This is a genomic window from Brevibacterium aurantiacum (assembly GCF_900169065.1).
Taxonomy (GTDB): Bacteria; Actinomycetota; Actinomycetes; order Actinomycetales; family Brevibacteriaceae; genus Brevibacterium; species Brevibacterium aurantiacum.
Window position 1 is genome coordinate 93,464 of sequence record NZ_FXZB01000012.1, and the last position, 20,651, is coordinate 114,114.

Sequence of the window (20,651 nt, forward strand, 5' to 3'; positions counted from 1 at the left end):
CCGCCGTTCGTTTGTGTATGAACAGAAAGGGTTCGACATGGTCTATGCCATTGTCCGTGCCGGTGGCCATCAGGAAAAGGTCAGCGTCGGCGACATCATCACAGTTAACCGAATGAAGGCGAAGGCCGGAGAGAGCGTCGAGCTCGACGCCGTCCTCCTCGTCGACGGTGAGACTGTCACGACCGACGTCGATGCCTTGTCGAAGGTCGCTGTCAGCGCTGAGGTCGTCAACGAGCTTCGCGGTCCCAAGATCATCATTCAGAAGTACAAGAACAAGACCGGTTACAAGAAGCGTCAGGGCCACCGCCAGGACCTCACCCGTCTGAAGATCACGAACATCAAGTAAGAGGAGACTTCACATGTCAAGCAAAAAGGGAGTCAGCTCGTCCCGTAACGGTCGCGACTCGAACCCGCAGTACCTCGGTGTGAAGCGCTTCGGTGGACAGGTTGTCAAGGCCGGAGAGATCATCGTTCGCCAGCGCGGAACCAAGTTCCACCCAGGCGCCAACGTCGGACGCGGCGGAGACGACACGCTCTTCGCGCTGTCCGCAGGAGCCGTGGAATTCGGCAAACGCAACGGTCGTAAGATCGTCAACATCGTCGGCGCTTGATCGACTAGTTCTGTTTTTCCCCTGTTAGGGGTCCATGAAGGGTGAGTCTCGAGACTCACCCTTCATCTGATATAAGGACATTATGGCCACCGAGTTCATAGACCGTGTCACAGTCCATCTCTCCGCCGGTGACGGCGGCAACGGCTGCGCCTCGATCAGGCGCGAGAAGTTCAAACCTCTTGGCGGACCTGACGGCGCCAACGGAGGTCAGGGCGGTGACGTCAAATTCGTCGTCGACACCCAGACCACCACGCTGCTGCCATTGCACCACCGTCCGCACCTGACCGCAGACGACGGCGGAATCGGGAAGGGCGATCTGCGTCATGGCGCTGACGGGGGAGATCTCGTCATCGCTGTCCCAGAGGGCACGGTTGTGAAGAGCAAGGACGGCGAGATCATCGCTGACCTCGTCGAACCCGGAACCGAATACGTTGCTGCCGCAGGTGGCCGCGGCGGACTCGGCAACGCGGCTCTGGCATCGTCGAAGCGCAAGGCTCCGGGCTTCGCCCTGCTGGGCGAACCTGGCGAAGCACTGAGCTTGGTGCTGGAACTGAAGACGATTGCGGACATCGCGCTCGTCGGATACCCCTCAGCCGGCAAATCCAGCCTCATCGCCGCTATGTCTGAGGCCAAGCCGAAGATCGCGGACTACCCGTTCACGACACTCGTGCCCAACCTCGGCGTGGTCCAGGCCGGGGATGTGCGCTACACGATCGCCGATGTCCCGGGACTCATCCCGGGTGCGTCGGAGGGCAAGGGGCTGGGCCTGGAGTTCCTGCGCCACGTCGAACGCTGTGCCGCTTTGGTCCACGTCGTTGACATGGCGACGTGGGAGCCGGGCCGTGATCCAGTCTCGGACCTGACGATCATCGAATCCGAACTCGCCGCCTACGCGGTCGACCTCGACGACGGAAGCGGGCTGCTGCCTCTGTCCGAACGTCCGAAGCTGGTGGCGCTCAACAAGGTCGACATTCCCGATGGCCATGACCTAGCCGATATCGTCCGCCCGGACCTCGAAGCCGCTGGCTATCGGGTGTTCGAGATCTCCGCCGTCAGCCACACCGGTCTGCGGGAACTCTCATTCGCCATGGCAGAACTCGTCACCGCTGAACGTGAGCGTCGGGCAGAGTTCGAAGCCACGCCGCAGCGCGTCGTCATTCGTCCTCGGGCAGTCGACGACCGCGGATTCCAGGTGCAGGCCGAAAGCGATGACGACGGTCCTGTCTTCCGGATCCGCGGAGTCAAGCCCGAACGCTGGGTGCGCCAGACAGACTTCGCCAATGATGAGGCTGTCGGTTATCTCGCCGACCGGCTCGATCGTCTCGGCGTCGAAGAATCCCTGTTCAAGGCCGGTGCCAAGCCCGGCGACACGATCGTGATCGGCGGAGATGACGGTGTCGTCTTCGACTGGGATCCGACAAGTGTGGGCGGTGCCGAGCTGTTGGGCAGCCGCGGTACAGACCTGCGTTTGGAAGACGACACACGGTCGACACGCAAGGAGCGCAAGGCGGCATTCCACGACCGCATGGATGCCAAGGCCGCAGTCCGGGCCGAGCAGGAACAGGAGCGTCTTGCTGAGCGCGCTGTCCGCAGCCGGGAAAGCTCGGGCGCGTCCGTCTCCGATGCGGAGTCCGGTCAGGAATGATCGAGAGTTCGTCCTCCGTAACTGAGAACCACCCGGTGCGCACGGATATCGCCACGGCCCGGCGCATCGTGATCAAGGTCGGCTCCTCGTCGCTGACGACCCTCGACGGAGGTTTGGACGAGGCGAAGCTGATTGCGCTGACCGATGTCATCGGTGCCCATCGTGCCGCAGGTCATGAGGTCATCCTCGTGTCCTCCGGTGCGATCGCCGCCGGACTCGAACCCATGGGGCTGTACAAACGGCCACGTGACCTGGCCACACAGCAGGCTGCGGCCGGAGTCGGCCAAGGTCTGCTGATGGCCGCCTACACTCGGGCTCTTGGTCGCTACGATCTGGTCCCAGGACAGGTCCTGCTCTCCGCCGATGATCTGATCCGTCGCACCAGATACAAGAACGCCCAACGCGCCATCGACAAGCTGCTTGCGCTCGGGACCTTGCCGATCGTCAATGAGAACGACGCTGTGGCGACCGAAGAGATCCGTTTCGGCGACAATGATCGCCTTGCCGCTCTCGTCGCACATCTCTCACACGCCGATGCTCTCGTGCTCCTGTCCGACGTCGACGCCCTGTACTCCGGGCCGCCGAATCTGCCTGAATCGGTGCGCATCGAACACGTCTCCAGCATCGCCGACCTCGGGGACATCGCCATCGGCGGAACCGGATCGGCCGGCACGGGAACCGGGGGCATGGCGACGAAGGTCGAAGCCGCGCTGATGGTGGCCGACTCAGGGATCCCAGCAGTACTGACCTCCGCGGAGAAGGTCTCTGGAGTGCTCGGCGGTGAACATGTGGGCACCTGGTTCGCCGTGACGCACAAACGGCGCGGGACCCGGCTCCTGTGGCTGCGGCATCTGGCTCGCACCTTCGGCTCGGTGACGATCGACAAGGGCGCCGAATCGGCAGTGCTCTCCAGAGGAACCTCCCTGCTGGCTGCCGGAGTCACAGGTGTCACCGGTGACTTCGAGGCGGGTGACCCCATCGAGATCAGAAGCCTCGACGGCACGGTCATCGCCCGTGGAATGACCAACTTCTCAGCCCATGAGCTGCCCGCGATGTTCGGCTTCTCCACGGACGAACTTGGCACCCGACTGGGAAATGATTACCGTAAAGAGGTCATCCATCGCAATGATCTCGTACTCACTCACGTGAGCGGGGGGAGATAGTCCATGACCGCTGTATCCGAGATACACCCGAAGACCGTCCGGGGTGTGACGAGAGTCGTCCGCAACGCCAAGAGCGCCGCAGCTCACTTGGCCACCTCGTCGACGGCAGAGAAAGACGCCGGTCTGCGCGCGATCGCAGATGCTCTGCGTGAGAATTCAGACCGAATCGTCAAAGCCAATGAAGTCGACATCGCCGCCGGTATCGACAACGGGATGAACGCCGGTCTCCTCGACCGACTTCGACTCGATCATGATCGCATCGAAGCCATCGCCACATCGGTCGGAACGATCATCGATCTTGACGACCCCGTGGGCAACGTCGTGGTCGGAAGGGTCCTGCCCAACGGCATCCGTCTGACCCAGAACCGTGTGCCGATGGGCGTGATCGGCGCGATCTACGAAGCTCGCCCCAACGTCACCGTCGACATCGCGATCCTGGCACTCAAGGCCGGCAACGCCACTGTGCTGCGCGGAGGCTCCGCCGCACAGAACACCAACACTGAGATCGTCTCTGTGCTGCGCAAAGCCGTGGAGTCGGCAGGTCTTCCCGCAGATTCGATCAACGGAATCGACCAATACGGACGCGACGGCGCCACAGTGCTCATGAACGCGCGTGACTACGTCGACCTCCTCATTCCACGAGGCGGTGCCGAGCTCATCAACACTGTGGTGCAGGAATCGCTGGTTCCGGTCATCGAAACCGGAATCGGGAACGTCCATATGTTCATCGATTCATCCGCTACGGTGAAGAACTCGGTCGACCTCGTCGTCAACTCGAAGACGCATCGACCCAGTGTCTGCAACTCGTTGGAAACTCTGCTGGTTCATGAGAAGGCAGCCAAGCGCGTCCTTCCCAAGATCCTCGACCGACTCGACAAGGCCGGGGTCGTTCTGCACGCCGACACCACCGTCGCGGCACTGGCACCAGAGACGATGAAGGTCAAGCGCGTGTCTCGACGCGACTGGGCGAAGGAATATCTGGACCTCGAACTCGCGGTGAAGGTCGTGTCGGGAATCGACGAAGCCATCGAGCATATCCGCGCCTATTCCTCCGGCCATACCGAGGTGATCGTGACCAAGGACCTCGACAACGCCGAGACATTCGTCACAGCCATCGATGCCGCAGCGGTCGGAGTCAACGTCTCCACACGATTCACCGATGGGGGAGAGCTCGGCTTCGGCGCCGAGGTCGGTATCTCAACCCAGAAGCTCCATGCCCGTGGACCCATGGGCGTCGAACAGCTGACGACCACGAAATGGGTCATGATAGGCAATGGACAGATCCGGAACTGACACGGCCCAGGTCAGAGAGCGCCGACGGCGAACTCCGATCACGCTCAACCTCATGTCGATGTCCACTTGTCTCACAGTTCATGAGAAACTGAAGCCATAAGCACTGTGACGCAGACACACCGCGTCAGCATCACTGATAAGGAGAGAACACGTGAATGCAGCACTGTTGACCACCGTCGCCGAAGGCGCGGAGAAGGCAGCCCACCACACCGAATTGCCGATGGACCCGATCTTCTTCGGACTCATCACCCTCGCGATCTTCCTCTCGATGGCAGCAGTGACGCGGTCGTGGAAGGGCATCTCCAACCGCCACTGATATGGCAAAGCAAACACGCAGGGTCGGTGTCATGGGCGGCACCTTCGACCCCATTCACCACGGTCACCTGGTCGCCGCCAGCGAGGTGCAGTCGACCTTCGATCTCGACGAGGTGGTCTTCGTGCCCACCGGCCGTCCGTATCAGAAGGACGTCGAAGAGGTCACCAGCGCCGAACATCGGTATCTGATGACAGTCATCGCAACCGCGTCCAACCCGCGCTTCACCGTCTCCCGGGCCGACGTCGATCGCCCGGGGCCGACCTACACGATCGATACGCTTCGTGACCTGGCCAGAAGCTACGGAACCGGCACAGAGATGTTCTTCATCACCGGCGCGGACGCTTTGGCTCAGATTCTGACGTGGAAGAATGTAGATGAGCTGTTTTCCTTGGCTCACTTCGTCGGAGTGAGCCGACCGGGACACGAACTTCGCAGTGAAGGTCTTCCGGTGGATCGATTGAGCTTGGTGCAGATTCCTGCACTGTCGATCTCTTCCACGGATTGCAGACTACGGGTGATGGATGGGGCGCCTGTCTGGTATCTCGTACCGGATGGGGTCGTTCAGTACATCGCGAAATACGAGTTGTACAGGAGTGAAAATGGCTGAGGAGCAGTTCACGTCACGTCGCGCCAGGCGAGAAGCCGAGCGGCTGGCTGCAGAACAGGCGTTCGAAGCACGAGAGACACCTGAGCAGCCGAGCGAACCGTCACCGACCAATCGGGCCGAACTGCTGAACCCGCCGCCCGCACCCGCTCAGGCGCCGGAGCCGCGAACGACGACGCCCGAGCCAACGCCGACCGGATCGGAAGCGGAGCCTGCTGAGGTCACGGACCAGCCGCAGGAATCACAAGCTCCTGTCGACACCGAGGACCGCCTCGACCCGCAACGAGCCCCACTGCCTCATTTCGAATCACGCACCGCGCGAAAGAAGTACCTGCGCGACAACGGGCTGTCCCTGGAAGGCGACGTCTCCACCGGCGCGATTCCGGTCATCGCCGGGCCCGAGGAGACAGCAGAGGACGAGACCTCCCCAGAGGGTCCGGACAGCGCAGCTGTCACCGACAGCGATTCCGTTGATGCGGCAGGATTCGGCGGATCGGCTGATGAAGTCGCCGCACGAGACTTCGAAGCTCCCGTCACCGCCGATTCGGCCCCCCGTCCCACCGCTCTCGACGATGACCCACAGGACGCACTGTCCCAGCCGATTGAGCAACTGGACGTCGAAGAGCCAACGGCAACACCTATCGCAGGAACACCTGCCCCCGGAGCCACCTCGGCGCCGAAGCAGCACGAGGTTCCCGCTGCCGAAATCGCTTCAGCTGAGACAGCCGACTCCGCGACAGCGGCGCCCGAGCAGCCCGCACACGGGGACCGCGATGAGCGTGTCGACGCCGATGCGCTCACCGATGAGACCGAGGAAGAGACCGGCGAGACGAGCCGTTCACGACGGATGCCCATCGTGAAGCCGCCGAGCAGCTCGGGAGTGCGAGTCGTCACGGCTGCCTCGGCCCAGATTCCTGCAGTCGACGACGCAGACACCAGTACCGATGCTCGCCCGGGATCCGGCGGGCCGAATACGAACCGTTCGGACTCGAATGAGGCACGGGACTCGAACGAGACGAGGGACTCGAAAGTCGATTCCTCGGCTCCTGGCACGCCGGGCACCGGAAGCACCGCGAACGGATTCGCCCCTGTTCCCGAGGCACAGTCCGCGGAAGAGTCTTCGACCTCATCCGATGATGCCGCCCGCGCGCTGGCAGCCAATCCGGAAACACGTCCGATGGAGACCGTGCCAGAGGCCTGGGCACTGCCCAACTCTGACTATGAGGACGAAGAGACCGAGAATCCTCCGGGAACGCGCATCCGCGCCAGCGAGGTCACCGGTCACGACGGTCGCATTCTTGTTGGCGAAGAACCATCCAAAGTACCCTATGTAGTGCTGGGTGTCGCTGCGCTCTTCGCAGTCGCACTCATCGTCATTGCACTGGTCATGTTGCTGTAATCATCTGAAAGGCTCTTGTGAGCGAGATCGTTGAATCAACCCAAATGCTGAGGACCGCCGCACGTGCGGCGGACGACAAGCTCGGCACCGATCAGGTGGCTCTTGATGTGAGTGCCACTCTCTACATCACTGACGCCTTCCTCATCATCTCAGCGGAGAACGATCGGCAGATCGGATCGATCGTCGACGCTGTCGAAGAAGCTGTGCAGACGACCTATGGTCGCACACCCCTGCGTCGTGAAGGCCGGGGGAGCGGTGATTGGGTGCTGCTCGACTTCGGCGACATCGTCGTCCATGTCTTCTCGCCCGAACAGCGCGAATACTACGCGCTCGAACGTCTATGGAAGGACTGCCCGGTCATTGATCTGGAGCTGCCGGAACATTCCGGCGCTGACGACGCTCGATGACCAAGACCGTCATCTTCTGGCGCCACGGCCAGACGGACTACAACGTCGAACGCCGGTTCCAGGGGCAGTCCGACATCCCCCTCAACGACCTCGGCCGGAGACAGGCAGCGCAGGCAGCGAGCTACCTCAGCGAACTGGCACCTGAACTCATCGTCTCCTCAGACCTGTCACGAGCCGCTGACACGGCCGACGAACTGGCTTCCCGTCTGAACATCCAGGTGACCCGCGATGACCGTCTGCGGGAGACTGCCTTCGGCCAGTGGGAAGGCCACACTCGCGACGAACTCAGCACCACCTGGCCCGACGCACTCGAACAATGGCTCAGCGGAGCCGATATGAACCCTCCCGGCGGGGAATCACGATCCGAGTCAGGCCAGCGCGTCGCCTCGGCGATCACCGAGATCGTCAATGGAACTCAAGCACAGACGATCGTCATCGCCGCTCACGGCGCGGTCCTGCGGGCAGCTGCAGAACTGCTGCTCGGCATGGACGGGCCCGGTCGTCTGGCTGTCCTCGGCAACTGCGGACACGGGGAATTCGCGTTCACCGGAACCAACTGGATCCTGCGCAGCTGGGGCACTGTTCCTTCCTGACACGCGCGCCCACCGGGCCTACTGTCGCAGTGCGTGCACCTGGCGGATCATTCCTATCAGCGCCTGAGCCGATGAGTTCCAGTCGAAAGACGTTGCCTGCTTCTGGCCCGCAGCAGAGAGTTCTGACCACAGCTTCGCATCGGTGAGGCGAGCGATCCCAGCCGCCACGTCACCGGCATCATCGGGGTCGAAGTATACGGCGGCGTCCCCGGCGATTTCGTGGAAGATCGCAATGTCCGAGATCGCCACCGGCACACCCTGGGCCATCGCCTCGATGACGGGGAGTCCGAATCCCTCTTCCTGAGACGCCGTGACCAGAGCGGTCGCACCCTCGAGCAGCGCAGCGTATTCCTCATCGCTGACACCTCGGTGGAAGATCACCTTCGCCCGGTCAGGGATGAGAGCTCGCAGCGCGGCCTCGCGCCTTCCGTCGATGCGGCTGGCAATGTGCAGGGTCCACCCCGGCAGGTGCTGCAGCGAACCGATGAGGGTTTCGACGTTCTTATACGGCAGGAACGTACCCATGTAGACCAAAGACCGTGCATCGTGTCGGTTCACTGACCTGGATCCGGCAACAGCAACCTCGGCGGCATTGGAGACCACGGTCACCGGCTTCGACGACAGGCGGTGATCGGCGATGAGCCCCTTCGTCGTCTGGCTCACCGCTGCGATCGCGTCGGCGCGACCCAGCAGCAGTCGCTGCGGGGCAAAGCTGAGGTGGTAGGCCCGCCACAGCAGTCGCACAGCTGCCGGGAGATCTGCCGGGGGCAGGGGATGCGAATAGTAGATGAGGTCGTGGACGGTGAGAATGAGCCCGTAGCGGCGTCCCGTGGACCCCATGACCTGCATGGTGGAGAAGACGACGTCGGCGCCGAGGTCGTTGAGCTTCTTGGCGATGACGACCTCCTTTGCGGAGGTGGGGGAGTTGAGCTTGACCCACCGGCATTTCGGCAGAAGAGCGAGCTGATCTTCGTCACTGATGATCGCAGTAACCTCGATGTCAGTTCCGGCAACGGCGTTGAGCAGGGCCTCAAGCAGGCATGAACCATAACGGGAGATGCCGTCATGATGGGTTGTGCGGGTGAAGCGAGCATCGAAGAACACGCGGATCGTGTCGCTCGTCTGAGGGCGGCCTGTGCTTTTGCTCATGGAACTCCGAGTCGATAGTCTGATCATCTGTAAGTCTGCGTCTGCCAGAGTCTGCGTTCTTTTTGTCGAAGGGTCAGTGAGTGAAGGAAGCATCACCTGCGTCCGGGGCCCTGAGGTCTCGACCATGATCCTAACGGTTGTCGCTCTCGCCGCCCTCATCATTGTCACACCCTTCATCACGCGTGTGCTGGGCCGGGCCAGTGGTTGGCTCCTGGCCGCGGCCTACCTGGGCATCGCAGGCCTGTTCACCCCCACCGCCGCCGAGGCGATGGCCGGGTCCACCCCGGAAGTGAGCTACCAGTGGATTCCCACCTTCGGTGTCGACCTGGCGCTGCGCGCCGACGGCATCGGCGTCATCTTCACCTACATCGCGCTGATCATCGGGGCCGTCGTCTTCGTCTATTCGACCGGATACCTGGAACGTGGACGGAACACGAGCTTCTACTGGCTGATGGTGATCTTCACCTTCTCGATGGTCATGCTCGTCCTCAGCAACGACCTTCTGGTGCTCTTCGTCTGCTGGGAGCTGACCTCCCTGGCCTCGTTCTTCCTCATCGCCAGGTCCGGCTCGCCCGGTCAAGCGCCGGCGCTGCGCACCATGTTCATCACCTTCATCGGCGGATTGTCCCTCCTGGTGGCCACCGGTGTGATCATCGCAGTGACCGGCACCACGAACGTTCACGAGGCACTGAGCTCGCCGGTCTGGTCAGCCCAATCGCCGGTGACGAGCTTGGTCGCAGTCCTCATCGCCGTTGCAGCGATGACCAAGTCGGCTCAGTTCCCGTTCCACTCGTGGCTGCCCGATGCGATGGCCGCTGCTACTCCGGTCTCCGCGTATCTGCACGCGGCCGCCGTGGTCAAGGCCGGCATCTTCCTGCTGTTGCGTTTCACCCCGGCATTCCATGCCACGCCGGCGTGGAACACTCTGCTCATCGTCGCCGGTCTGATCACTGCCTGCATCGGCGGGTGGTTCGCCCTCAATCAATACGACGTCAAGAAGCTGATGGCCTATTCCACGGTCTCTCAGCTGGGACTCATCACTGCGGTGATCGGCATCGGCTCCGAGGCAGCGATCGCCGCCGCGACGTTGCACGTCATCGCCCACGCCCTCTTCAAATCCGGTCTGTTCATGATGGTCGGCGTCGTCGATCACCTCGCCGGAACCCGCGAACTGACCCGAATTCCACAACTGATGCGCGCGGCACCGGCATCGTTCATCGTCATGATCGTCGGCTGTGCCTCCATGTCGGGCATACCGCCGCTGCTCGGGTTCGTGTCGAAGGAGGCACTGTTCACTGCCTTCGGCGATACTCCCGGTTCTGCCTGGACCGGGTGGGCGGCTCTGCTGGTGGCCGTCGGTGCCTCGGTGCTCACTTTCGCCTACTGCGCGAAGACCGTGTGGGGTGCGTTCATCGACGGCAAGCCTGTGGAGCGAGCGCGTCTGGGTCACGGTTCTCCGGTCATGCTTATTGCCGCCGCGGTGCCGATCCTCGCCTCGCTTCCGCTGAGTTTCGCACTGTTCGTCTTCGACAACCCCATCAGCCAGGCGGTCAGGGCTGCCCTGTACGAATCAACGGGTTCCGTACATCTGGCATTGTGGCACGGGGTGAACGTCGAACTCATCGCTTCACTGCTGATCATCGCGATCGGTGTGATCATCATCCTCAATCGGTCCCGCGTGTTCGTCTTCTTCCACCGCGCCACCCTCGGCTTCGATGGAGCCGACGTCATCAACGGTCTCACCTGGGCCCTGCGCAGGGCCGGCCGAAGCCTCGGCGTCTTCGTCAAGCCGATGAATTCCGGTCCCTACCTGGCAATGTCGCTGGGCGGTCTCGCCGTGCTCGCCTTCACCGCGGTGCCGATCATCTATCCGGAGCTGCCTCCGCTGCAGGAAGGTCTGTGGCGTCCCATCGACATCGTTCTCCTTGTCCTTATCACCATCGCCGTCCTCGTCGTCTGCACCTCGCATTCGCGTCTGACCACGGTCGTGGCCCTCTCCGGAGTCGGCATTCTGGCGACCGTGCAGATTCTGGCACTCGGCGCCCCGGACGTCACCCTTACCCAGCTGTTGGTCGAGGCGATGACGATCATCGTCATCATGCTGGTGCTGCAGAAGCTCCCGCGTTCGTTCTGGAGATATCCCAAGCGTCTGCAGGCCACACGGGCGATCTTTGCGATCATCGTCGGCCTCGCAGCGACGGTACTGACTCTGGCTCTGAATGGACGCCGAGAACGGTCCGACCTCGGCCAGTTCTATATTGAGAACGCCCCCGACATCAGCGGCGGACACAACATCGTCAATACCATTCTCGTCGAGTTCCGTGCCCTGGACACACTCGGAGAGCTCACCGTCCTCGGCATGGCCGGGATCGCGATCGTTGCGGTGATGTCGACGGTCAAGGACAAGTTCATCGACCCGCCCGCCGAGAACATTCCCGAACCCCCGCGGCAGGCCTGGGTCTCCATCCGACCCCGCGGCACAACCGCCTATCGAGCCGTCCATGAGGCCTGGCCCAACGTGATACCGCCTAAGCTCGCGATCAAGATCCTCGGCCCCCTGCTGGCGATCACCTCACTCGTGATCTTCTGGCGCGGCCACAACGAACCCGGCGGAGGCTTCATCGCGGCGCTGGTCGGTTCAGCGGTCATCGGACTGCTGTACATGTCGACGGCCAAGGACCGAGCGATCGGTCCGCCGAAGGCGCCGCTGTACCTGATCGGGTTCGGTGTCGCCACTGCGGTGGCCACCGGTTTCATCGGTCTCATCTTCGCCGGCTCGTTCCTCGAGCCGATGCACGGCTACTTCCTCGGGCAGCACTTCACAACATCGATGATCTTCGACCTCGGGGTATATCTGGCGGTGGTCGGACTGATCCTGCTGTCGTTCAACATCCTCGGCGTCTCGGACTCTGCGGCCACGCCCGCTGGCGACGATGTTCTCACCAATGGCATCATCCATCGTGACGTGGAACTGACCCGCGAGCGTGCCGACGAACTGATATACGGAGAGCTGAGCGGACCGATGGACGCGATCAGAGGGGAACGTCCGACTCACGAACGTCGATCAAGGGCCGGCAACCCCGATGCGAAGGTCAAGGCCTCGTCAACGCATATCCTGCACGGCGATGCGCCCATAGAGCGGTCGAGCGACACTCAACCGGATCAGCCACCAACAGATGCACAGGAGGGTGCGAAATGATCCTTGCCCTCACGATCGGTGTGCTCACCGCAGGCGGCGTGTATCTGATGATGCAGCGATCCATGGTCCGAGGCGTCTTCGGACTGACACTCATCTCCCATGCTGCGAACTTCATCCTGCTCTCCGCAGGGGTCAGCGCCTGGCGCGTCGAGCCCTTGAGCAATCGTGGGGACCAGAGCGTGGCAGCCGACCCGTTGCCGCAGGCCTTCGTTCTCACCGCCATCGTCATCACCCTGGCGGTGACGATCTTCATGCTTGCACTCGCTGTTCTCGGCCACGACGATGATCAGAGACGGGCCCCTGAGACCGGGGAGGAGCGCGAATCATGAATCCGGCACTCCTCCTCCTGCTCATCGGCGTGCCATTGTTGGCATCAGCCCTGAGCGTGCTCATCACCTCACGCACCGTCGATCGCGTCCTGCTGCTGGCGGCTCCGAGCTTCGTCGGCATATTCGGCGTCGTGCTGCTCTTCGTCCACCAACATGAGCCGGTTCTTGCCCACTCTGTGGGCGGCTACGTCCCCGGGTTGGCGATCCCGTTCGTTTCCGATACATTCACCGCTCTGATGCTGGTACTGACGTCCGCCACCGCTATCGCGAGCTGCATCTTCCTGATCACGACGGGTGAGGACCAGTACCGTTTCGTCCCTGCCCTGATCCTGATGATGCTCACCGGCGTCTACGGTGCACTGCTGACAGGGGACCTCTTCAACTTCTTCGTCTTCGTCGAGGTCATGGTGCTGCCGGCCTACGCACTCATCGCGGTCACCGGAACCTGGCGCCGCCTCGGCGTGGGTCGCATGTATGTCATGGTCAACCTCCTGACCTCGACGATCCTGCTCATCGGTGTCGGCTTCGTCTACGGAGCCACGGGCACCGTGAACATCGCGGTCCTCGCCGAGATGGGGGCACCGACCGGGCAGGGGGCTCTGGCCATCGGCGTCGTCCTCTTCGCGCTGATCATCAAAGCCGGGGGCGCACCCTTCCACGGTTGGCTGGTGCGCAGCTACCCGAACACCTCGGCCGGAATGATGTCGTTGTTCTCAGGTCTGCACTCGAAGGTCGCCCTCTACGCGATCTACCGGATCTACACCACCATGTACGGCGAGCCTGCTGCCTGGGTCAACGTCATCGTCATCATCGCTTTGGCCAGCATCATCATCGGTTCGCTGTCCGGAATCGGGCAGAACAGGGTCCGCAATGTCCTCGCCTTCCAGATGACGAGCGGCGTCGGACATATTCTGCTTGGTGTTGTGCTTCTGACCTCGACGGCGTTGGGCGCAGGAGCCTTCTACATGGTCCACCACATGATCACGATGTCGGGCCTTCTGCTGATCATGGGAGCGGTCGAACAGACCTACGGCAGCGGCTCGTTCAAAAAGCTGACCGGGCTGGCCGGCAGAGAGAGGTGGGCGACGATCCTGATGGTCCTCGGCCTGTTCTCACTTATCGGCCTCCCACCGACCTCCGGACTCTGGGGAAAGGTCGGACTCATCACGGCCGCCACCGGCAGCGGAGATGCACTGGGCTGGTGGCTGGTCGCGGCGATCGTGATCGGAGCGGTCATCAGTCTGCTCACTCTCCAGCGCATGTGGCGCAACACCTTCTGGGGACCGCCGATGCAGACGTACCGCCCCGATTCGGCTGAGACCGGCCGCGCCCCGGCCGAGCCCATTCCGAACAGCGTCCGGATTCCCGCACGCCTGCTGGTCCCGGGTACGATCATGATCGGAGTGTCCGTGGCCATCTTCGTCTACCCCGAGCCGCTGTTCGAGATCACTGCCCGCGCCGCGGCTGGGCTGCTCGACCACAGCGCCTACATCGAGGCGGTGACGACGCCATGATGCGATTCGTCCACGGCATCGCCTATCTCGCCTACATCGGCTGGGCCATCGTGACCGGGTCGGCGACCATCGTCACCCGACTGTTCCGGCCCGGTCAGTACGCGCAGCCGATGATCGTCGAGGTCCCGTTGAGGTGCGTCACCGACCTTGAGGTAACCATGTTCGCCTCGTCGATCACGATCACCCCCGGAACCTTGGTCACGGCCATTGCCGCAGGTACCTCCACACAGCCGCCGGTGCTCTTCGTCCATGCCCTGTTCGAAGATTCCGAGGAATCCGCATTGGAGGGCCTGTACGACATGGAGTCGCGTCTGCTCGCGATGACGCGAGGCCGGGCTCCAACGACTGCCGCAAGCACCGTCACCGAGGTCGAACACGAGGAAGGAAGCCCATGACCATCGTCGTCAGCATCTGCATCATCATCCTCGCCGCGGCTGTCATTGTGGGCCTGGTCCGCGTGCTGACCGCCAAGGACCTAGGTTCACGCGCGATCGTCAGCGATCTCATGTACTTCTCCGCCATCGGCATGCTCACCATGTTCGGAATTCTCGTCTCCTCCTCGATCATCCTCGACGCGATCTTCCTGTCGTCCATGGTCGGCATTCTTGCCACCATCGCACTGTCGCGGATCCTCACGAGGGGGTTGCGTTGATGAATGATGCTGTGGCAACCACTCTGGTCGGTATTCTCGGGATCACTGGCTCCCTGCTCATGCTGTTCTCCGCAATTGCGATGTTCCGGGTACGTGACGCTTTGTCCCGGATCAACGTGTTCTCACCGGCCACGGGCCTGGGGATGCCGTTGATCGTCGCGGCCGCCTACGTCTATGACCTTCATTCGGAGGGATTCAGCTGGGGCTCGCTGCTCATGGCCCTCATCGCCGTGCTGTGCCTGATCATCGTCTCGTCCGTGGCCAGCAACACGCTTTCGCGAGCCAGTGTGCTCTCCGGGCAGCCCGTCTACCGCAAGACAGCGCCGAATCGGTTGGCCCGCCCACCAGCAGGCATCGTTGACGACGACCCCGACTATCCTGATCATCCGAGGGCTGGGGCCTGATCTGGTGGGTCCTGGCAGTTGAGTTCGGGACCCCGACAGGCTAGTTCCTGCCGGTGGTGCGCATCGTGATGTTGATCCTGCCCCCGCCGAGGTGATCCAGCCGTCCGTGCTCGGGTGCGGTAGCGTCGAGGATCTTCGTCACCCCGTGAAAAGCGAAGCGGGCGGGCCCTCCGAAGACGAAGGCATCGCCGGAGGCCAGACGAATGTCCTCATAGGGCTTGTTGCGGTTGTCGGTGTTGCCGAACCGGAAGATGCAGGTGTCACCGAGGGACAGTGACACGACAGGAGCGGGATCGAGCTCGTCCTTGTCCTGGTGCATTCCCATCTTCGCCTGACCGTCGTAATAGTTGACGAGCGCCACATCGGGACTGTATTCCTCGGGCAGAAATCCCCACAGGTTGGGTGCATCAGCGGGGGAGTCGGGATCATCGGCGACCACCTCGGCGGCGTGGGAGACGACTCGGCGGCCCAGGCGAGTCATCCAATCCGGGAACGACAGGACGCGCTGGCCGTTGACGTCACGCGCGTGCCGATCATAGCGGCCGGGCTGCCAGTGCCAGCCGAGGCCGATGGTTCTCACACTCATCGGATGCCCGGCGATCGACGTCGCATGTGCCGGCACCGGTCCCGACTGCCACTTCGCGTACTGCCGGATGATCCAGGTCTGAGCAGCGGCATCGAGGAACCCCGGTACCCACACCGCCCCCGGTGCGATGACACGGGGGCGGCGGTCGAAGGCCTCGTCGGCGAAGAGTGACTCCATGGCAGGACGATTCGAACTCAGAGGTCTGTGAGCTCGATCGACTGATCCTGCAGCTGTGCGGCGGACACCTTCTTGCCGATGAGTGCCCGGAGTTCGTCACCGACATCCCAGATGTTGACGTTCATTGCGGCGGTGACGTCTCCGCCGCGAGTCCAGAAGACAATGAACTCCCCGCTTGATTTGTCGCCGCGGATGACGACGTCATCGTCACTTGAGCCGTGGCCGACGTACTCCATGCCGAGATCGTACTGGTCGGTGTAGAAGTAGGGTTCCCAGTCGTATTCCTTGTCTCCACCGGTGATGGTCGCTGCTGCGACTTCGGCCTGACGAACCGCGTTGTCCCAGTGCTCAACGCGCAGACGCTGGTTGAGCAGCGTGTTCTGCGCCGCCGCGATGTCACCGATGGCCAGGATATTGGCATCGCTGGAGCGCATATGCTCATCGACGAGGACGCCGTTATCGGTCTCCAGACCAGCAGATACGGCAAGGTCAATGGTGGGATCTGCACCGATTCCCACGACGACCAGGTCGGCAGGAAGGTCACCGGCACTGGTCTTGACGGATTCGACGGCCTTCGTTCCCGAGAACCCGTTGGTCTCAGCCTCGGTGACGAACTTGATGCCGTTGGCCTTGTGCAGCTCTTCGAAGTACTCGCCGATCTCCTTCCCGAGGGCCGACTTGAGTGGGGGAGTCGAACGCAGGACGACGGTGACATCGCTGCCGGCATTCTGGGCAGCCGCAGCGACTTCGAGGCCGACCCAGCCGCCTCCGATGATGACGACCTTGCTGCCCCGACTGAGCTGCGAGCGGATGGCCACGGCATCACCGGCATCGCGCAGGGTATGGATATTGCCCAGATCGGCACCCGGAACATCCAGGGTGCGCGGGGTGGCACCGGTCGCCAGGATCACCTGTCCGTAGACCAGGTTCTCGCCGTTGTCGAGGGTGAGGCGCTGCTGCTGGGGATCCAGGCCTGTGACCGTGGTGCCGAAGAACGTCGTAACATCGTGGGCGGGGTACCAGTCCTCACCACGCAGCGCGGACTCCGCAGGATCCGAGCCTTCGAGCATGACATTCTTCGACAGATCCGGACGGTAGTAGGGGGCTGCCGGATCGGCGCCGATGAGAGCGATCGACCCGGTGTAGCCACCGTCGCGAAGAGCCTCGACTGCGGTTCCGCCGCCGATTCCTGCACCGATGATGACGGTTCCGAATTCCTGAGCCATTGTCTGTCCTTCCTCGAGGGGGTTTCTTCCACCTTGTACCGCCTGCCTCAGCGAGTCAACCGATGCCGGACCTGCGCTGGTAGGACGCCGTTTTGTGCACGACGGGACCTTCGGCGTAAAGTGAAGAACGAAGGGGCTGTAGCTCAGTTGGTAGAGCGTTTCGTTCGCAATGAAAAGGTCAGGGGTTCGATTCCCCTAAGCTCCACAGAATGGTTTCGCATATGCGCAGAGGTGATCGCGAGATGAAGCCACAGGCAGTGCGGCGACAATCAGCGACCATGACCGGAATTCTCGGGCTTGCCGGTCTCACACACTTCTTCAGACCCGAGACTTTCGATTCGATTGTTCCGCCCCGTTTGGGTGATCCACGCTTCATCACCTACGCCAGTGGTGTCGCCGAACTCGGATGCGCGACTCTCCTGGCGCTGCCACCCACACGCCGACTGGGCGGAATGGCAGCCGCTGTACTCATGGTCGCGATCTACCCTGCCAATATCTATACGGTGAAGAAGCACTGGCACAATCCTCGTGGACGTGCGATCGCCCTCGCCCGTCTGCCGCTGCAGGTTCCGCTCGTGTGGATGTCATGGAACATCGCGAAGGATCGGACCAAAGTCTCGCGCTGAGATCCGCACCTCTGACACGGAGAACTGAACTTGGGATTGAGATTCGCGTGATTCCAGTGTTCACCCTGGCCACCGTCTTGCGGCAGGGCCTCTTCCATGACATATTCTGAGAATGGCAGGGACACCGGAGTTTGCCCCACGGGCACTGCAGACATTGAGCGGTCTGCGCTTCTCAACAGCCACCTCCGCGTTCCAGATCGAGGGCGCACGAACACTGGACGGCCGAGGGCGGTCGATCTGGGATGAGTTCGTTGATGAGCCCGGCAACGTCATCGACTCCAGCACCGCAGACCCGGGACCCGACAGCTATCACCGCAGCGCTGAGGATGCAGCGTTGCTGGCCGGTCTCGGCGTGGACCGCTACCGATTCTCCATCTCCTGGGTCCGTATCATCGCCGATGGTATGGCTGGGACGAAGCCCAACACAGCCGGCCTGGACTATTACGATCGCGTCGTCGACGAGCTTCTGGGTGTCGGAGTCACACCGGAACCCACTCTCTATCATTGGGACCTGCCCACTGCACTTGAAGCAGCGGGCGGCTGGTTGAACAGGGACACTGTTCATCGCTTCGGCGACTATGTCGATGCCGTGGCGGACCGCCTCGGCGATCGTGTCCGCCATTGGTACACGATCAACGAACCGGCCTCGACCTCGCTTCAGGGCTATGCACTTGGAGAACTCGCACCGGGGCACACGATGCTCTTCGACGCGCTGCCCACGGTCCATCACCAACTCCTGGCTCACGGGACTGCCACGACGATACTGCGTGAGCACGGCGCCGAGCAGGTGGCCCCGGCAATCAACCACAGTCTCATCCTTCCCGAGACGGATGCTGAGGCTGACCACGAAGCGGCGGCGACCCTCGATCTCATCTACAACCGTCTCTTCGCCGATCCGCTGCTGCTGGGGGAGTACCCGGATCTTGAAGCACTCGGCGCCCAGATGCCGATCCGCGACGGGGACATGGAACTCATCTCCACACCCTGCGATGTGTACGGGTTCAACTACTACAACCCGACCACGGTGCGCGGAGTCGGCGAAGGGCCACTGCCCTTCGAGATGGTTCCGACCCCGGGTGCTGCGACCACCGGATTCGGGCCGCTGTGGCCGATCCGACCGGATACGCTCAGAGACTTCCTCATCGATATGCGCACACGCTATGGGTCCAAGCTGCCACCCATCGTGATCTCTGAAAACGGTGCGTCCTTTCCCGAACCCGAGGTGGGCACCGAACCGATCAGAGACGATGAGCGCATCGCCTACCTACACGAACATCTCGAGGCTGTCGCCGAGGCGATCGTGGCCGGTGTTGCCATCGTCGGCTACACCGTGTGGTCGCTGCTGGACAACTTCGAATGGGCGGACGGATACACCCAGCGCTTCGGGCTCGTTCATGTGGACATGAACACCGGGCACCGAACCCCGAAGTCCTCATATCAGTGGTACCGGGACCTCATCGCTTCGGTTCGGGCATGAGCGCGAACCTACCAGGAACGGGCCACCGAACGGGAAAAAGGGTCGGGCCCCTGTGGATGGTGTGGTTCACTCTGGCCTGGCTGGCCATCTGGACGGTTCAGCTGACTCCTATCCAGCTGCTCCTGCCTTTGCAGCTGGATACGCAGAGCGGGCACTGGCTCCACGGAGTCGTCTGGTCCGGAGTCGTGCTCTCCGCAGGCGGACTCGCCGGCATCGTCGCGGCCCCGATCGCAGGGAGTCTCTCCGACCGCACACGCTCGCGTCTCGGACGCCGCCGCCCCTGGGCCATCGGCGGATCGCTGGGGGCCGCCATCGGCCTCCTACTCACCGGGTGGGCGCAGGGACCGCTGTTCGTCGGAGCCGCCTGGGTCGTCGTCTCAGTCTCGGTGGCCATCGCCTCTGCCGCGCTGACGGCCCTCATCGCCGACCAGCTGGACTCACAGCGGGGAACGGCATCGGCATCGGCGAGCTCGGCCCAGGCTGTCGGGATCGTCGTCGGCGTCGGGGCGGTCGTGCTCCTGGGCCTTGGACTCGGTGCCTCCTATGCGCTCCTGGCTGCGATCATCACCGTCGTCGGGGTGGGCACCGCGTTCCTCCTGCCCGATCCCGCTCCGGACCACCCGAGGATCCTCGCCCTGCATGAGGGACGGGAGCCGATCACCCGGGCTCGGATCTCTTCGCTGCTCGACCACAACTTCAAGTGGCTGCTCGTCTCGAGGTTCGTCGTCAACGTGGGCAACGCCTTCGGCACCTCGCTGCTGCTCTTCTTCCTCATCTACGGAATCGGAGTCCCCGCAGACAGTGCCGAGGACAAACTGCTCGTCCTGATCGTCATCTACACGATCTTCGTCGTGATCTCCTCGATCGTGCTGGGAACCATCTCGGATCGTTCCGGGAATCGTCGCTTCTGGACGATCGCCTCGGCGCTGGTGCAGGCCTGTTCTGGTGTCATCATCCTCATCAGCCCGGAATTCCTCACCACCGCTATCGCAGCTGCTGTCATGGGCACCGGTTACGGCGCGTACATGGCGGTCAGTCTGGCCTTCGCCACCGACCTGCTGCTCGATCCCGATGACCACGCACGCGATCTGAGCATGGTCAACAATTCCGCCGCTCTCGGACAGCTTGTCGGGCCACTGCTGGGAGCGGGACTCGTGGCCCTCGTCGGAGGTTTCTGGCTGCTCTTCGCCGCAGCCGCGTGTGTCTCGATCCTCGGTGCGGTGATGACGCTGACGGTACGCCCGAAGACCCTTCCGGTGCGCTGAGGCTGCTCGCCGGGCG

General features: G+C 62.7%; 22 protein-coding genes and 1 tRNA gene. 20 read left to right on the forward strand and 3 right to left on the reverse strand.

All coding sequences use genetic code 11. The features are described 5' to 3' along the window. Positions 1-37: 37 nt before the first annotated feature. The 10 genes from rplU to BAUR9175_RS09970 all read left to right on the forward strand — a co-directional run bounded on the left by rplU (position 38) and on the right by BAUR9175_RS09970 (position 8,031). A complete protein-coding gene (gene rplU, locus BAUR9175_RS09930) occupies positions 38-346 on the forward strand; it encodes a 50S ribosomal protein L21 (RefSeq protein WP_029417392.1) in 309 nt (102 codons plus the stop codon). Between the two features lie 13 nt (positions 347-359). Beyond that, complete coding sequence (rpmA, locus tag BAUR9175_RS09935; RefSeq protein ID WP_009884168.1) at positions 360-611, forward strand: 50S ribosomal protein L27; 252 nt, start codon at positions 360-362, stop codon at positions 609-611. Positions 612-693: 82 nt separating this feature from the next. After that, entirely contained in the window at positions 694-2,256 is a 1,563-nt protein-coding gene (obgE, locus tag BAUR9175_RS09940; protein ID WP_009884169.1) for a GTPase ObgE, read from the forward strand. Beyond that, positions 2,253-3,419 (forward strand): glutamate 5-kinase, encoded by a 1,167-nt coding sequence (proB, locus tag BAUR9175_RS09945; RefSeq protein WP_009884170.1) that lies wholly within the window; start codon positions 2,253-2,255, stop codon positions 3,417-3,419. The genes obgE and proB overlap by 4 nt, the downstream gene beginning before the upstream one ends. 3 nt (positions 3,420-3,422) lie before the next feature. Then, positions 3,423-4,712 carry a glutamate-5-semialdehyde dehydrogenase gene (locus BAUR9175_RS09950; RefSeq protein WP_009884171.1) on the forward strand — a complete coding sequence of 430 codons (1,290 nt, stop codon included), beginning with the start codon at positions 3,423-3,425 and terminating at the stop codon, positions 4,710-4,712. Between the two features lie 151 nt (positions 4,713-4,863). After that, positions 4,864-5,028 carry a hypothetical protein gene (locus BAUR9175_RS19360; protein WP_009884172.1) on the forward strand — a complete coding sequence of 55 codons (165 nt, stop codon included), beginning with the start codon at positions 4,864-4,866 and terminating at the stop codon, positions 5,026-5,028. 1 nt (position 5,029) lies between these two features. Next, positions 5,030-5,635 (forward strand): nicotinate-nucleotide adenylyltransferase, encoded by a 606-nt coding sequence (nadD, locus tag BAUR9175_RS09955; RefSeq protein ID WP_035279184.1) that lies wholly within the window; start codon positions 5,030-5,032, stop codon positions 5,633-5,635. Then, positions 5,628-7,031, forward strand: coding sequence for a hypothetical protein (locus BAUR9175_RS09960; protein WP_009884174.1), 1,404 nt, complete (start codon positions 5,628-5,630; stop codon positions 7,029-7,031). Before nadD ends, BAUR9175_RS09960 begins: the two co-directional genes overlap by 8 nt. Positions 7,032-7,075: 44 nt before the next feature. Beyond that, positions 7,076-7,438, forward strand: a complete 363-nt coding sequence (gene rsfS, locus BAUR9175_RS09965) for a ribosome silencing factor (RefSeq protein WP_009884175.1) — start codon at positions 7,076-7,078, stop codon at positions 7,436-7,438. Then, the gene (locus BAUR9175_RS09970; RefSeq protein WP_101583657.1) at positions 7,435-8,031 is read left to right on the forward strand and encodes a histidine phosphatase family protein; all 597 of its coding nucleotides are present in this window, start codon (positions 7,435-7,437) and stop codon (positions 8,029-8,031) included. The genes rsfS and BAUR9175_RS09970 overlap by 4 nt, the downstream gene beginning before the upstream one ends. An 18-nt stretch (positions 8,032-8,049) precedes the next feature. On the opposite strand, the gene BAUR9175_RS09975 is transcribed toward BAUR9175_RS09970, so the two are convergent. Further along, entirely contained in the window at positions 8,050-9,180 is a 1,131-nt protein-coding gene (locus BAUR9175_RS09975; protein WP_101583659.1) for a glycosyltransferase family 4 protein, read from the reverse strand. Between the two features lie 124 nt (positions 9,181-9,304). On the opposite strand from BAUR9175_RS09975, the gene BAUR9175_RS09980 reads away from it, so the two are divergent. From BAUR9175_RS09980 to BAUR9175_RS10005, 6 genes are read left to right on the forward strand one after another with little or no spacing between them, the layout of a single operon-like run. Next, positions 9,305-12,379 (forward strand): DUF4040 family protein, encoded by a 3,075-nt coding sequence (locus BAUR9175_RS09980; protein WP_101583664.1) that lies wholly within the window; start codon positions 9,305-9,307, stop codon positions 12,377-12,379. Continuing rightward, a complete protein-coding gene (locus tag BAUR9175_RS09985; protein WP_009884179.1) occupies positions 12,376-12,708 on the forward strand; it encodes a sodium:proton antiporter in 333 nt (110 codons plus the stop codon). Before BAUR9175_RS09980 ends, BAUR9175_RS09985 begins: the two co-directional genes overlap by 4 nt. Continuing rightward, a complete protein-coding gene (locus BAUR9175_RS09990; protein ID WP_009884180.1) occupies positions 12,705-14,222 on the forward strand; it encodes a monovalent cation/H+ antiporter subunit D family protein in 1,518 nt (505 codons plus the stop codon). Before BAUR9175_RS09985 ends, BAUR9175_RS09990 begins: the two co-directional genes overlap by 4 nt. Next, entirely contained in the window at positions 14,219-14,617 is a 399-nt protein-coding gene (locus BAUR9175_RS09995; RefSeq protein WP_371860660.1) for a Na+/H+ antiporter subunit E, read from the forward strand. The genes BAUR9175_RS09990 and BAUR9175_RS09995 overlap by 4 nt, the downstream gene beginning before the upstream one ends. Further along, entirely contained in the window at positions 14,614-14,874 is a 261-nt protein-coding gene (locus BAUR9175_RS10000; protein WP_009884182.1) for a monovalent cation/H+ antiporter complex subunit F, read from the forward strand. Before BAUR9175_RS09995 ends, BAUR9175_RS10000 begins: the two co-directional genes overlap by 4 nt. Further along, positions 14,874-15,278, forward strand: coding sequence for a cation:proton antiporter (locus tag BAUR9175_RS10005; RefSeq protein ID WP_009884183.1), 405 nt, complete (start codon positions 14,874-14,876; stop codon positions 15,276-15,278). The genes BAUR9175_RS10000 and BAUR9175_RS10005 overlap by 1 nt, the downstream gene beginning before the upstream one ends. 40 nt (positions 15,279-15,318) lie before the next feature. Here BAUR9175_RS10005 and BAUR9175_RS10010 read toward each other — a convergent pair whose 3' ends face one another. Both BAUR9175_RS10010 and BAUR9175_RS10015 read right to left on the reverse strand, forming a co-directional pair. Further along, complete coding sequence (locus BAUR9175_RS10010) at positions 15,319-16,041, reverse strand: alpha-ketoglutarate-dependent dioxygenase AlkB family protein (RefSeq protein ID WP_009884184.1); 723 nt, start codon at positions 16,039-16,041, stop codon at positions 15,319-15,321. 17 nt (positions 16,042-16,058) lie between these two features. Continuing rightward, positions 16,059-17,267, reverse strand: coding sequence for an NAD(P)/FAD-dependent oxidoreductase (locus BAUR9175_RS10015; protein WP_069600073.1), 1,209 nt, complete (start codon positions 17,265-17,267; stop codon positions 16,059-16,061). Positions 17,268-17,399: 132 nt separating this feature from the next. Here BAUR9175_RS10015 and BAUR9175_RS10020 point away from each other — a divergent pair. From BAUR9175_RS10020 to BAUR9175_RS10035, 4 genes are all read left to right on the forward strand, one after another. Continuing rightward, positions 17,400-17,472, forward strand: a tRNA-Ala gene (locus BAUR9175_RS10020). 73 nt (positions 17,473-17,545) lie between these two features. Further along, positions 17,546-17,893, forward strand: a complete 348-nt coding sequence (locus tag BAUR9175_RS10025; protein ID WP_241212407.1) for a DoxX family protein — start codon at positions 17,546-17,548, stop codon at positions 17,891-17,893. Positions 17,894-18,005: 112 nt separating this feature from the next. Next, a complete protein-coding gene (locus BAUR9175_RS10030; RefSeq protein ID WP_180959227.1) occupies positions 18,006-19,370 on the forward strand; it encodes a GH1 family beta-glucosidase in 1,365 nt (454 codons plus the stop codon). 56 nt (positions 19,371-19,426) lie between these two features. Next, complete coding sequence (locus tag BAUR9175_RS10035; protein ID WP_009884188.1) at positions 19,427-20,635, forward strand: MFS transporter; 1,209 nt, start codon at positions 19,427-19,429, stop codon at positions 20,633-20,635. Positions 20,636-20,651: the final 16 nt, after the last annotated feature.